The organism is Rhodothermaceae bacterium, from assembly GCA_009838195.1.
Taxonomy (GTDB): domain Bacteria; phylum Bacteroidota; class Rhodothermia; order Rhodothermales; family Bin80; genus Bin80.
Genome location: VXSC01000047.1, coordinates 163791 through 178177, shown reverse-complemented (window position 1 = coordinate 178177; position 14387 = coordinate 163791). Strand labels below are relative to the sequence as shown.

Here is a 14387-nt window from a genome sequence, read left to right as displayed (position 1 = left end):
TTAGAATGTCGAATCGTATCAGTGATCGAATAAATCAGGTGCGGGAGAAAATTGCGGGTGCCTGTCGCCGTGCAGGGCGCAGAGAAGAGGAGATTACCCTCATCGCGGTAACGAAGACTTGGCCTCCTGAGGTGGTTGCCGAGGCATCACAGGCCGGACTCACAGATTTTGGGGAAAACAAAGCACAGGAATTGGTTGCAAAAGCTCCCCTCTTTCCCGCTCAGAACTGGCATATGATCGGACACCTGCAACGCAACAAGGCACGCCAGGTCGTCGCTTATGCCAAAGAATTTCATGCCCTGGACAGCATCCGCTTGGCCGGGGCATTAAACCGTCATGCCGAAGAGGCGGGTCGCATACTCCCCTGTTTTATACAGGTGAATGTATCTGGAGAAGCGTCCAAATTTGGACTGGACACTGCCCAAGTCGTTGAACTTGCAACGCGGTTGGGCGGGTACGGGTCACTCCAGCCGATAGGGCTCATGACGCTGGCCTCGCCAGATCTACGAAAGGTACGTGAGGAATTTCGTCTGCTGCGAAGTATACGTTCCAAATATTCACATTTAACAGGTGCAGGATTATCCATGGGGATGAGTGGAGATTATGAAATAGCGATTGAGGAAGGGGCCACGCATATACGTGTCGGTTCCGCCCTGTTTGGACCACGAAAACCAATCATTAAGACTTAATCAGATGGAGGAAAATATTCCCGACCCCGGAACACAGGTCGCACAGGTGGAAGAAGCGGTAGCTTCAATCCGTGAACACACCCAATTTCAGCCCCAGGTTGGGTTGATCCTGGGCACAGGATTGGGGCAGTTGACACAGGAGATTGATGTTGAGCATCGGATTCCCTATGAGTCAATTCCGCATTGTCCTGTCTCAACAGTGGAGTCCCATGGGGGAGAAATTGTTCTGGGAACGCTCCGGGGGGCTCCGGTGGCGTGCATGAAAGGGCGTGTACATGTATACGAGGGATACAGTGCTCGCCAAGTGACGTTTCCGGTTCGTGTCATGGCAAAACTTGGCATCGGGAGTCTATTGGTTTCGAATGCATGTGGCTGTATGAATCCCGATTATCGCCGTGGAGATGTGATGGTGCTTTCAGATCATATTAATCTACAAGGGGTCAATCCACTGGTCGGCCCGAACGTGGATGCCTGGGGGCCGCGATTCCCTGATATGAGCGAGCCCTATGACGTTGAGCTCCGCCGGTATGCAATGCAGGCTGCCAAAGCCCATTCAATCCAGCTTCATGAAGGGGTGTATGTCTCTGTGCTGGGGCCTTGCCTGGAAACCAAGGCGGAGTACAAATTCTTGCGGGCGATTGGTGCAGATGTGGTTGGGATGTCGACAACCCCGGAGGTTACCGTTGCCAGGCACATGAATTTACGCGTGATGGCGGTGAGTGTGATCACCGATGAATGCTTTCCTGATACACTCCAGCCCCTGACATTAGAGGATGTCATTGAAGCAGCAGGTATCGCAGAGCCAAAGCTGGCTGCGATTATGTCCGGCGTTGTAGAAAAACTTGCTCAAGGGTAATCAATGGGAGAGGGGATGAAGGGCTTTGAAGAAATTCAGCGCGTTGATGCTCATGTAATTGAACGGGAGATCCGCCAGTGGTGGGAGTCTGAAGGCATCTTTCAGAAAAGCGTTGAGCTACGCGCGGGAGCACCGACCTATACGTTTTATGAGGGTCCCCCAACCGCAAACGGGCATCCAGGTGTCCACCATGTGATGGCCCGCACGATTAAAGATGTGTTCTGCCGCTACCATACCATGAAGGGATGTCGTGTTGAGCGAAAAGCAGGGTGGGATACTCATGGGCTTCCCGTTGAGATTGAGGTTGAAAAAAGCCTCGGGCTTGATGGTCACGAAGATATTTTGCGCTACGGCATGGCAAAATTTAATCAGCAGTGCCGTGAGAGCGTTCTGGCCTATAAAGGAGAATGGGATGAACTGACACGTCAGATGGGGTACTGGGTTGATCTTGATCATCCTTACGTGACCTTCGAGACGAAATACATCGAAACCGAATGGTGGTTGATCAAGCAGATTTATGACAAGGGTCTGCTTTATAAGGGCCATAAGATTCACTGGTACAGCCCGGGATCCGGCACCATCCTGAGTTCCCATGAGGTGAGCCTAGGCTACAAAGAAGTTCAGGATCCAAGTGTAACTGTCCGGTTCCGATCACTGGATCGGCCAGACACGTATTTTTTGGCCTGGACTACGACCCCCTGGACGCTGATTTCCAATGCAGCGTTGGCGGTAGGTCCAGAGATTGAGTACGTATCTGTCCGCTGTTCCTCTCTGCCTGAGTCCAATCTGATTCTTGCCCGGGCCCGATTAGAGATGCTCCAGGAGGAGTATGAAGTGACCCGTACGATGCGCGGAAGTGAGCTTGAGGGCGAGCATTACGAGCCACTTTTCAGTTTTTTCAAGGACCAGGGCCATAATGCCTGGCGGGTAGTAACTGCTGATTTTGTGTCCACCGAAGATGGTACGGGGATCGTGCATATTGCTCCTGCATTCGGAGCAGATGACTATGAGGTGGGACAAACGGAAGGATTTCCTGTCCTGAATCCAATTAATCCTCGGGGCTATTTTGCTCCAGATATACCCCATGTGGGTGGGCTCTGGTTCAAGGATGCTGACCGGCCCATTATTCGAGATCTGCGTGGACGGGGTCTTTTGCATCGTGATGACAGCTATGTGCATAATTATCCTCATGACTGGCGAAAAGGAACGCCACTCATGAGTTACCCGGTGGAAAGCTGGTTCATTCGCACAACGGCGATTCGCGATCGACTCGTAGAGCTTAATAATCAGATTGCGTGGCAGCCGGTATCCATTGGGTCCGGTCGCTTTGGAGAATGGCTGTCCAATAATGTGGACTGGGCGCTCAGTCGCCGGCGTTTTTGGGGGACTCCTCTTCCAGTCTGGGTATCTGATCAGGACCCTGATGTCATCGAGGTGATTGGCTCTATTCAGGAACTACGTGAACGCTGCGGGGAGCAGCTGCCGGATAAAGATGAAGACATCGATTTACATCGCCCCTTTGTAGATGAGCTAACATGGCCTGCCCCGGATGGAGGGACGATGCGGCGAGTACCGGAAACCATTGATGTCTGGTTTGATTCAGGAGCCATGCCATTTGCACAATGGCATTATCCATTTGAGAATCAGGAGGCCTTTCAGCGGAGTTTTCCTGCAGACTTCATCGCCGAAGGCGTGGATCAGACACGTGGCTGGTTTTATACGCTTCACGCGATTGCGGCCCTGGTGATGGATGAGGTCTCGTTTCGCAATTGTGTGGTCGGTGGACTTCTCCTTGATGCGAAAGGAGAAAAGATGTCTAAGACCAAGGGGAATACCTTGGACCCGTTTGATCTAATCAAAGAACACGGAGCGGACCGGGTGAGATGGTACATGATGAGTAACACCCCTCCGTGGGAAGATCTAAAGTTTAACGTCAATGGTGTGAAGGAGGTGGAGCGCAAATTCTTCGGTACGTTAATGAATAGTTATAGCTTCTTTGCCACATATGCCAACATAGATGGCTATACGGGTGAAGAAGAAGCCCCATCTGTGATCGAGCGACCAGAACTGGATCGGTGGATTCTCAGCCGGTTGCACTCCACCGCGGAACTGGTAGATGCAGCACTGGCAAGATACCATCCGACCAAGGCGGCTCGTGCGGTTGAAAGTTTTGTCACAGATCTTTCAAATTGGTATATCCGCAGATCTCGTCGGCGTTTTTGGAGTGCAAAAGCGACTCAGGCCTCCGAATCTGATGATGATAAATGGGCAGCCTACGAAACGGTACATACGTGCCTTGAAACAACGGCGTGTCTCATGGCACCGATTGCGCCCTATTACAGCGAGTGGTTATATCAGCATCTTATGGTCGATACCCGGGATGCAGCTGAGTCGGTTCATTTGACATACTTTCCCCAAAAAGACCAGGCGCTGGTGGATGCTGCACTGGAGGCGCGGATGAAGAGTGCACAGGTGATTTCCTCTCTTGTTCTCGGGCTGCGCAACAAGGCCAGTTTGAATATTCGCCAGCCCGTGGGCCGGATACTGGTAGTGGTAGACGAAAAGTGTCGGGAGGAAACGATTTCCCTGGTCGCCCCCATCATTCTGGATGAGGTAAATGCACGAACGATTGAATACATTGATGCTTCACATGCCATTGTTCGGCGAAGTGCCCGTCCGAATTTCCGTCAATTAGGTCGTAGAGCTGGGCGTAATATGCCCAAGGTCAAGGAGGCAATTTTGGCTTTGGAGCCAGCTCAACTGGAGGCCTATGGTGCAGGTGAGCGGGTTGTGCTTACGGGGGAGGGGTTTGAACTAGAATTGCAGCCAGGGGATGTTGAGATTACAACCGAGGGGGTTGAAGGGTGGCTGGTAGGTCAAGAGGATGGATATACGGTTGCTTTGGATACCGTAATTACGGAAGAGTTACTTCATGAGGGGCTCGCTCGGGAAAGTATTAACCGACTTCAGAATCTGCGGAAGTCAGCGGGATTTGCAGTGACGGATCGAATTCATGTCGATTACAAGGCAACAGAAGTTTTGCGCACGGCCATTGAACACTATGTTGACCGTGTCAGAAACGAAACGTTGGCCATCACGTTCAACTTCGCCAATTCTCCAAAGGGAGAGCGTATTGAACGATTTGATATTGGTGAGGAGTCGCTCACGCTTGGCGTGAGTCGTTCAGAGTAGCCTCAGCATATGAAGACAGAATAATTGTGAAATCATGGCAGCTCAAAAATCAGCCCAAGTATCCTCTGGGCTTCCGGTAAATGGTCCTGCGAAGACACCATTTGACGATGAACTACTGGCTCATTTCCGCTCGTTGATTCTTGATAAGCGCAAGCGTGCACTCGACGATATAACGAAGATGCAGGCTCAGATCAAAGACTCGCGCGAGCGATCAGAGAGTGACTCCGCGTACAGCTTTCACATGGCTGATGCGGGGACGGATGCGATGGAGCGGGAGAAGCTGTACCTGATGCTGGCTCGCCAGAAAAAATATATTGGTTATTTAGACCGTGCCCTCGAACGCATTGATAACCGGACCTATGGGGTTTGCAAGGTGACAGGCAATCCCATTTCCCGGGAGCGGCTGGAGGCGGTACCTCATACAGAGATTTCGATAGAGGCCAAGCTCAAGCAAAAGCGGTAGGTTCGCACATGCGGCTGTTTTGGATTGTAGCTGGGGTGTTGATCCTTGATCAAACGACGAAAGTGATCGTGCGCACCAACATGGATCCAGGCCATTTTGGTGCGATTGATCTTGTGGGAGACTGGCTCAAGTTCACCTACACCGAAAATCCTGGAATGGCGTTCGGGATTAATTTCGGCCCCGCGGGTCTGATCACTGCGTTTTCGATTATAGCAGCAACCCTGATCGTAGTCTACATGCTTCGCGTTCGGGATGGCTATCTGCCCTACACAGCGAGTTTAGCATGCATTCTAGGAGGAGCCATTGGGAATATTATTGACCGCCTATTTTACGGAATGATATTCGACTACGGTCCTTTTTTTCAAGGGCGAGTCGTTGATTTCATTCATTTTGATATATGGCATGGGCAGGTATCTTCATCGATTCCGTTGATTGGCGGAAGCTATTTATCATTTTTCCCAATCTTCAATGTGGCAGATATCGGGATCGTAGGGGGTGTAATTGGCATTCTGCTTTTTCAGAAAAAATTCTTGAGTGGACTGCATTGCTGTGAACCGGAACCAGCCCCCTCTGAGGAGCTCCCTGTTGCTGAGCAGTTACCCCCTGTAACGTAACCGCGCGGTGTGGTTTAGAGGCTTACTGGAATCAGGCCGGAGAGCCTTTTGGAAGTCGCTTGTAAAGGACAATCAGACGATCCTATTCAGCAGGAATTGCGGTAGAGATAGGCTTCCTTTTTCTCAGATAAGGCGGCCAATTTCAATAGGCAGTTTCCCGCCTAGCTATTCACTCCCCTGATCAACCATATAATCAACGGCCAGACTTGAGAGTGCCCGTACACCAGTTATTAGCGCTGATTCATCCACGAAAAAATAGGGAGAGTGATTTCTCGGGACGGTTTCAAGGTCCGCCTCTGGAGGGGCGATGCCAAGGAAAATGAATAATCCTGGGACTTCGTTCGCGAAATAGGAAAAATCTTCTGCCCCCGTAATTTTCGCGGCTTGACTGACAGAATCCGAGACACGTTCCAGAGAGGGAATCATTTGCAGGGTTAAGTCTGGGTCATTTACCGTAACGGGGTATCCATAGTTAATTTGGACCTCAGCGGTTGCACCGGCGCTCGTGGCAATGTGCTCAACTGTATGGCGGATCCGTTCCTCGATTTCCTCACGCACTTCGGGTAAAAATGTACGAATCGTCCCCGTGAGCTTCACCTCATCCGGGATAATATTGCTGCGTACTCCACCATGGAAGGTGCCCACTGTAATAATGGAAGGCGTTGCAGTTACGTCAAGTTGTCGGCTGGCGATTGTTTGCAATCCCAGCACAACCTGGCTGCCAACAACGATCGGATCAACACCCCCCCACGGCACCGCACCGTGAGTTTGACGTCCTTTGATCGTGATGTGCAATTCATCTGCACTGGCCATGAATGGACCCGGCAAATAGCTGATTTGTCCCACCCGTTCCGGCCAGACATGCAATCCAAAAATCACCTCCGGAGTGGGATCTTCGAAGGCACCTTCACGAAGCATAAGCTCTGCTCCACCTTCCTCGCCCGCGGGTGCCCCCTCCTCTGCGGGCTGAAAAATGAATTTTATGGATCCCGGTAATTCATCTTTCATGGCGGCCATAACGCTGGCTACCCCCATCAAAATGGCTGTATGAGTATCGTGACCACACGCATGCATCACACCAACGTCCATCCCATTGTACGTAGTTCGAACTTTTGACGCAAAAGGGAGATCTACCATTTCAGTGACTGGCAGTGCATCCATGTCAGCACGGAGGGCAACAATCGGTCCGGGCTTGCCTCCCTGCAGGAATCCGACCACTCCTGTATGAGCAATTTCTGTTTGGACCTCCATGCCAAGTGAACGCAGGTGATCAGCGACGAGTGCAGCGGTCCGAAACTCCCGGTTACTCAGCTCAGGATTCGCATGTATATCCCGGCGCCATTCAATCACATCTGACTCAACAGACATAGCGTGCAGATCCAGAGATTGATGAAGAGACGCACGCTCCTGTGCTTGCGCTTTTACAGAAAGCACGACCCCAAGTAAGGGGATAAGGCATAAGGCGAAGAGTAGCATTTTATCGGAGTACATTGAATAGTCGGCTGTATTTGACGGTGACTGTACGCCCCAGGCTGTTATGGAATGGCTGGCTGGATTCACTCACATCGTTAAAGACAATGAATAATCCCGTATTTGCAGACTGTAGCCATCCAAGTCTCAGATTGGCAGACCACAGATCCCCTGCGCTGTCACTGTACTGAAATAGTCCCTGAATATACAGTCGGGGTGTAAATGAATAGGAAAGTCGAGTTCGGATTAAGTTGATCACAAAATCCCCATTTGGCAAGTGAACATCGTTATACGACCAGTTGAGTTCAGTGGTCAATGCCTCATTGGCACGGAGTCGGAAGGTAGTTGACACGTTTCTCCGCGTTCCACCAAAGAAGCCCCCCAAGAGCGCACGGCTGCTGATACTCACTTTACGTCCTTGATTGGTGATCAGTACGAGCTGTGCCTCTCTGTGGTCATAGGTGCCAGCGGGGACACGAACCTTGCCTGAAATTTCGAACTCCTCCTGAACCCCTTCGCGGGTGAGATTGATCCCGGTATGGACTTCAAATCCGCCCTTCCATTCAAAGTGATTATCGATATGCCAGCGTCCGCCTTCCTGGAATCCCTTGAAGTCCCAGTATCCCTGGTAACTCACATGAGGTCGCAACTCCAAGAGTCCAAGCAAGTTTTCCGGTCGCCAGGCATAAAGAACCAAGCCGGTAAGTTTACGGTATTCGCTGTTTCTTCTAAGGAATCCAATCGCTGGATTGAAGTTCTCCGCAACCTGTGTAAAGGTCGTATTGATGCGCCATACATTGGAGAGATAGGATACATTCATATTGAATGCATGCTCAGCTCCGCTCAAGTGTGGTGAAAACGTTCGTGCAGCGAAGCCGGAGAGTGTTGTATACTGACCAATTCCCCATCGCCCGTCTACAGCCAAAGCCTGATTGTTTTCTTCCACAGGCACGGATTCGCCGGCATCAAGATGAAGTCGACTGGTTGCCATGATCCCGACTGCCGAGCGGTTTGACAGATCTTTTCGGATGCGTGCTACCGAGAAGTTTGTCCCGGCGGCAGTTCCTTCAACCTCGCGGGTCTGCATGGTCAGCAGGCCCACGTTGACGCCCGCAGCCTGTCCCGAGAGTCGGGTTCCTCCGAGTATGGGAATCGGTTCTCCAGCCGGTCCAATACCGATGCGTCGACTGAAAAAGAGTTCGACTTCCTGTCCACTGAACTCGGAGACTCCCACTGAGAAAAGCCCTGCATTCTCGAGAAAGAAAGGACGCTTCTCTGGAAAGAAGAGATTGAACCGATCCAGGTTTACTTGCTGTTCATCGACCTCAACCTGTGCAAAATCTGTATTGTAGCTGGCATCAAGCGTCAGGCTTGGCGTCAGGCTGTACTTGAGATCCACACCAACCTCAACATCCGGGTCAACTAGAGGATTTCCAGATTCAAACGTTCGAGTGACGTTCCCAAGCGTATAGGGGACGACCTGAAGGTTACGAGGTTGAGGCACGATCAGCCCGGAGACATGTCCAGCCCTGGAAACTCTGCTAAGCTGAAATTGCCTGGGCATGCGGGTCCAGAAAGAGCGTTCATTGTGTCGGCGGATATTCCGCTGAAAATTTACTCCCCATGTCTGTTCGCGTGTTGCAGGGAAGCGAATAGTTCGGAACGGGATCTCGAATTCTGCGCTCCATCCGTCTTCGGTAGTGCGGGTTTGCACGTCCCAAGATCCATCCCAGTTGATATTGAAGCCTCCACCACTACCCGCCTGTTGCCGTGCGCCGAAACCTCCCTGACCTTCGTTGGTCACCTGCGCATCATATTCAATGCCAGCAGGGTTCGTACCAAAGACAAAGCCATTCTGTCCATCCAGGTACGTATCAAGGATCATCTGAAAGCTGTCTGTTTCATCAAGCGGAGCATCACGGCGGGTATCAGAGACAATGATCTCCTCTGGTTCACGATCATAGCAGATCACACCCACATACAGTGCGCGGTCCGTGTAGACTAAATGGACCTCGGTTCGCTCGCTTGAGGGCTGTCCTTCTTGTGGGGTTGTTTGCCAGAATTCGGTGATGGGTGTTGCTTGCGCATAAGCAGGATCACCAATGATGGTGCCGTCCAGTACGGGAGCTACATCCGTATACGCTGCCGCCACGACGGGTATAGACGACTGCTCTGAATCGGGCATCGAGTACTGGGCACTCACGAGCGTAGTGGGAACCAGCGATACGAGTAAGAAGCAAAGGGGACGCACTGCCGTGTAAGTAGTTAGACATGACAATTTACGGTAGGGAATCCTATTTTATTTGCGGATAACAGGAAATGCAGTCCTCTAATGGAAAAGCAACGTAGCACGGGTGATCCAAAGCGCATGTGGGGCGGTCGCTTTGTAGAAGAAACAGATAGACTGGTCCAGGTTTTCGGTGCATCAATAGATGTCGACAAGCGAATGGCAATAGAAGATATAGAAGGTTCCATCGCACACGCATCAATGCTGATGTCTCAGGGGATTCTTTCCGAAGAGGAGTGCAAAGTGATTTGTACAGGACTGGAAGAGATTCGGGGAGATATTCTTGCAGAGAAATTTACCTGGGACCCTGCGCTTGAAGATGTCCACATGAACATTGAGCACGAATTGACTAGGCGAATTGGTTCTGTGGGCGGAAAATTACATACTGCACGAAGCCGCAATGACCAGGTCGCTACGGATTTACGTTTATGGTTGCGAACGGCGGGTAAGCAGATTGGGGCAGAGTTGCATGCATTTCGGTCAACACTCGTACATCTTTCTGAAGCGCATCTGGATGTGATCATGCCGGGCTATACGCACCTACAGGTCGCACAACCAGTTCTTTTCGCGCATCATCTGATGGCCTACTATGCAATGTTCAGCCGGGACTCGGAGCGCCTTTCTCAGACATTGGAGCGGATGAATGATTCGCCCCTCGGTGCTGGAGCCTTGGCGGGGACAAGTTTCGATATTGATCGAGGTACAACCGCGGAGCAGTTGGGATTCAAAGGACTTGCCTTGAATTCTATGGATGCAGTCAGTGATCGGGATTTTGTGCTGGATTTTCTCTCGTTCAGTAGTATTGTCATGGTACACCTGTCAAGATTGAGCGAAGAACTCATTCTGTGGTCTAGTCAGGAGTTTGGCTTTATCACGTTGCCGGATAGTCACACTACGGGCAGCAGTATCATGCCCCAGAAAAAGAATCCTGACATGTGTGAACTTATTCGAGGGAAGACTGGCCGGGTGTGTGGTAGCCTCATGGCGTTGCTTATGACGATGAAGGGGTTGCCTCTGACGTATAACAAGGACATGCAGGAGGATAAGGAGGGAGTTTTTGATGCGGCAGATACTCTCCAGGCGTCCCTCAAGATTTACTCCGCGATGCTTTCTGGAATTCAAGTGCACGCAGAGCGTATGAGAGTTGCTGCGGGTTCTGCGTTCAGCAATGCCACAGATCTGGCAGATTATTTGGCACGTAAGGGGATGCCATTTCGACAGGCACACAACGTGGTGGGGCGTTTAGTTGCAATCTGCCTGGAGGAAGGAATCCCGCTGGAATCATTACCGATTGAAAAGATGCGGAAGGTGAGCCCATTGATTGGGGACGATGTGTTGGAATATCTGGAGTTAGATGCAGTTGTGAATGCGCGGAATAGCCTTGGTGGAACGGCAACAACAGAGGTGGAGCGGGAGATCAAGCTTGCACAAGAGCAACTCAAGAGTGAAGTTGCTGGCTGGGAATCCGATTGATCCAGTTCACACACGTAATTTCCAGTGGAATAGATCAGCGCCGCCAAGCGGTATGCATCGCCTATAATCGGTATTTTCCGCGCCCGTGCCGGAATTGTCAGGTACTCCCACAGATGAGCAACGTGTCGCATAGCTCCAGTTGACTATGGCAGTCGATTCGAGCGCCATCGTCAGTGCAATATTGATAATGGAATTAATCCGTACTTTTTGATACACCTCAATCAAAATCGACGCAGAAAAGCCATAACCTATTTGATCCGCTCCGCGCTGCTGTGCAGCGCTCTACTTGCCCTGTTGGTAGGGTGTGACTCCTCAGCCGATAACGGTGGCCCGCCGCTGACTGAGAGCGAATCCGAGAACTTGGTCCTCGGCATGCTCGAGGTTATGGCCGACGATACCGCGCTTGAGGATGTCGAGATTGGTTTTGATGACTTGGAACTCGAATTGTCGCTGGAATGGACGACGCCGTGCGAAAACGGAGGCGAAGTTCAGATGGCCGGCAAGATTGTTAACTTCGAGAATGAAGTTCCACCCAGCTTCGGGTCGAACACTGTCCTTCGTGCTGTCCCGATGTCCTGCGGGATTAGGGCCCCGAATGGAACCGACTTTGTCGTAGTGGGTGATCCCGACCTTGAGTACACCATACAATTTGAGATATTTGGTTTATTTGAAGCCCTAACCCTTGATGGCTCCCTGAGGGGAGCGCTCGACTGGGCAGTCGGAGACAGGAATGGGGATTGTCCCATTGACGCAGCCTTTGAGTTTGCTGCTGACTCGCTGTCTGAAGACGACTCCGCTCCACCGATCTATCTGGAAGGCTCCGCCTGCGGACACGATATAAGGGTGAATATTGGTGACGAGGACCTGCTTCCCCTAGGTGAATTGTAGCATCGGGGATCAGTTCGTAGAGTACTCTGACCTACACGTGGATAAAGGTAGTCAGAGTTAGGATGAGAGGTGAAGGCAAGTAGATACTTCCAAGCCCTACGGTTCTTCTGGAGAGTCCGAGGCTCCATTCACCGAGCCCATTAAAACTGCAATGGGCCGTAGGCTGTCAATATTCTCGAAGAAGATTTTTATGGTTGCTGTCAATGGCACGGCAAGAATCATACCCGCTATGCCCCAGAGCCATCCCCAGAATATGAGAGATACAATCACCAGAAGGGGGCTGAGGTTCAGGCTGAATGCCATGAGCCTTGGATCAACAACATTGCCCATGACCATCTGAATGAGCCACATCAAAAGCGCAGCTATGATCGGGATCGTTAACGTATCAAACTGCAGCAATGCGAAGCAGAACGGAAGGATCACGGCAACGAACGATCCGATGTTGGGGATGTAGTTCAAGATGAATGCCAAAAATCCCCAGAAGATGGCATAGTCAACTCCCAAGAGCCAGAGGACAAGAAAGATGAGCAGACCTGTACCTACGCTGACCAACGTCTTTGCGACGAGGTACTGGCGAACCTGTTGGCTGATATTGTCAGTCACAGAGGCAATTCGAGCCGCAATACTTTCGGGATATGCACGCCGAACTTTTACCACCAGTTCGCCACTTCCTGCCAGAATAAACAGCATAAACAGGAGGACTAGAAATGTATTTCCTGCAAAAGTAAACGCCTCACCGATTCCGCTTTGAAGTAATGTAGAAACGATAGATGGGTCAATGACCTGACTCAGGTCAAGCCGACCTTCTTCTAATCCCATCACTGCCGCAGCACTCTGAAGGAGTGCTTCAATATCTGCAATGACCGTTTGAATGCGTGGCAGATAGCGATCCGCAGCAGTTGCCAATGACTGCGCACTTGAATACACGATATATCCAACGATCGTCGCAGCTGCGGCAAGCACCACAAAAACGACGACCAAGGCAATTACCATGGGGATCCGGCGTGCCTTGAGATAGAGTACAATGGGCTGAAATATGAACGATAAAAGCAGTGCCACAGAAAAAGGCACAAGGACACTGCGGAGCTCAAGCAGTGTAACGCCGACAACAAACGCCGCAATTAATCCCAATAGGAAGTATACAATTCTCTGGGGCTTGAAATTTGAGAAGTTTACACTTGGACTTGTCACTTACGCTTCCGTGTATTTTCTTGTTGAATGCTCTATTTGCGAATCCGCTCCCAAACCCAGATTACAAACATTGCACCAAGAACGGCAACGAGCAGGCTTCGCCAGTCAAAGCCAAGTGCACCGACATCAAAAAATATGCTGCCAGCCCAGCCACCAAGAAGGCCGCCTATAATCCCGATGAACATGGTTTTGAATATCCCATAGCCCTGCTCTCCGGGATAGATCCATCTCGCTAGTGCTCCGGCTAGAAGCCCAAAAAGTGCCCAACTAAAGATTCCCATGATATCTCAAATGTTTATGAAGAAATCTGTAGTACGGGAGTTAAAGGCATCTGGGTTCAAACGGATCATTGTTTACCAGTAGTACAAAAGGCTCAGCATATGTCCAGGGCCATCAAATCCGTCCTCAAAGGGAATGTACGCATAATCCGCGTCAATGCTGTCAAAGAACAATCCAATCCCAAAAGTGTAGCTCCGCAGTTCATCGTTGGAGATATAGCCACCACGCAGGTCAACCAACTCCATGATTGTGACTCCGCATCCAAGGTGTAATCGTGTTAGGCGATCATCGAATAGGTGAGAAGCTTCAATACTTATCATCAGGTCCAGAAGGCGGGCCTCGTCAAATGCGGTGATGATTTGCAGTGGTGACAGGGCAATGCCTCCTTGTACTAGACGCGGGAGGGGGGTCCGTTTCGTTTCCAGGGGGCTCATACGGCCGAGATTACGGAGTCCTGCCCCGAAATTCAGGCGTCCATCAAGAACATCTGCCTGAACCCCAAAATCTACTGCATACCCTGACGCACTCGTATCAAATATCCGCTCACGGAGATATTTGGCGGTCATCCCTACTCGTAGTCCACTTAGGACGCGTGCATAGCTCACTCCAGCACTAATAAACTGGGCACCGAAGAGGCCATCTGGTTCTCCTGGTTGAGTTCGTGCCTCCAGATCACCACTATCTGTAGCAGTCAATGCCAAGCCCCACGCACTGTTGGGGCCGATTGGAAGCTGGGCGGCAACATCATAGACCCTGACGTCCCCGATCCATAGGCGATGAGATCCAGCCGCGGAATTGCTCCCTCCTGCTAATCCAGCTGGATTCCAGTAGGTTGCGAAGGCATTACGAACATTTGATACTTGTGCATCGCCCATTGAACCTGCATGTGCATTGACCCCGATCCGCAGAAAACTCAGACCAGTCCCCTGTCCCATAGCGGGAGCAGCCAGTAAGGTCAGTCCTAGGACTACAAGTATGCGCATGC

The 14387-nt window shown here is 51.1% G+C and carries 12 protein-coding genes; 7 read left to right on the top strand and 5 right to left on the bottom strand.

Annotation, left to right across the window (positions count from 1 at the left end):
• Positions 1–5 precede the first annotated feature (5 nt).
• Genes F4Y64_11135 through F4Y64_11115 form a run of 5 tightly spaced genes read left to right on the top strand, consistent with a single transcriptional unit; the run spans position 6 to position 5814 of the window.
• The gene (locus F4Y64_11135; protein MXX98153.1) at positions 6–689 is read left to right on the top strand and encodes a YggS family pyridoxal phosphate-dependent enzyme; all 684 of its coding nucleotides are present in this window, start codon (positions 6–8) and stop codon (positions 687–689) included.
• A 4-nt stretch (positions 690–693) separates the two neighbouring features.
• Complete coding sequence (locus F4Y64_11130) at positions 694–1545, top strand: purine-nucleoside phosphorylase (GenBank protein ID MXX98152.1); 852 nt, start codon at positions 694–696, stop codon at positions 1543–1545.
• Between the two features lie 15 nt (positions 1546–1560).
• Positions 1561–4737, top strand: coding sequence for an isoleucine--tRNA ligase (locus tag F4Y64_11125; protein ID MXX98151.1), 3177 nt, complete (start codon positions 1561–1563; stop codon positions 4735–4737).
• A gap of 34 nt (positions 4738–4771) precedes the next feature.
• Entirely contained in the window at positions 4772–5200 is a 429-nt protein-coding gene (locus F4Y64_11120; protein ID MXX98150.1) for a molecular chaperone DnaK, read from the top strand.
• A gap of 8 nt (positions 5201–5208) precedes the next feature.
• Positions 5209–5814 (top strand): peptidase A8, encoded by a 606-nt coding sequence (locus tag F4Y64_11115; GenBank protein ID MXX98149.1) that lies wholly within the window; start codon positions 5209–5211, stop codon positions 5812–5814.
• 165 nt (positions 5815–5979) lie between these two features.
• Here the strand turns inward: F4Y64_11115 and F4Y64_11110 are convergent, their stop codons facing one another.
• Positions 5980–7305 (bottom strand): amidohydrolase, encoded by a 1326-nt coding sequence (locus F4Y64_11110; GenBank protein MXX98148.1) that lies wholly within the window; start codon positions 7303–7305, stop codon positions 5980–5982.
• Positions 7292–9535, bottom strand: coding sequence for a carbohydrate binding family 9 domain-containing protein (locus F4Y64_11105; protein ID MXX98147.1), 2244 nt, complete (start codon positions 9533–9535; stop codon positions 7292–7294). The genes F4Y64_11110 and F4Y64_11105 overlap by 14 nt, the downstream gene beginning before the upstream one ends.
• Before the next feature lie 81 nt (positions 9536–9616).
• Between F4Y64_11105 and argH the strand changes: the two genes are divergently transcribed.
• Together argH and F4Y64_11095 are read left to right on the top strand one after the other, a co-directional pair.
• Entirely contained in the window at positions 9617–11044 is a 1428-nt protein-coding gene (gene argH / locus F4Y64_11100; protein MXX98146.1) for an argininosuccinate lyase, read from the top strand.
• Positions 11045–11251: 207 nt separating this feature from the next.
• Entirely contained in the window at positions 11252–11932 is a 681-nt protein-coding gene (locus F4Y64_11095; GenBank protein MXX98145.1) for a hypothetical protein, read from the top strand.
• A 96-nt stretch (positions 11933–12028) separates the two neighbouring features.
• Here F4Y64_11095 and F4Y64_11090 read toward each other — a convergent pair whose 3' ends face one another.
• The 3 genes from F4Y64_11090 to F4Y64_11080 form a co-directional block, all read right to left on the bottom strand.
• Complete coding sequence (locus F4Y64_11090; protein ID MXX98144.1) at positions 12029–13123, bottom strand: AI-2E family transporter; 1095 nt, start codon at positions 13121–13123, stop codon at positions 12029–12031.
• A gap of 32 nt (positions 13124–13155) precedes the next feature.
• Positions 13156–13404, bottom strand: coding sequence for a GlsB/YeaQ/YmgE family stress response membrane protein (locus F4Y64_11085; GenBank protein MXX98143.1), 249 nt, complete (start codon positions 13402–13404; stop codon positions 13156–13158).
• 72 nt (positions 13405–13476) lie between these two features.
• Positions 13477–14385, bottom strand: coding sequence for a PorV/PorQ family protein (locus tag F4Y64_11080; GenBank protein MXX98142.1), 909 nt, complete (start codon positions 14383–14385; stop codon positions 13477–13479).
• Positions 14386–14387: the final 2 nt, after the last annotated feature.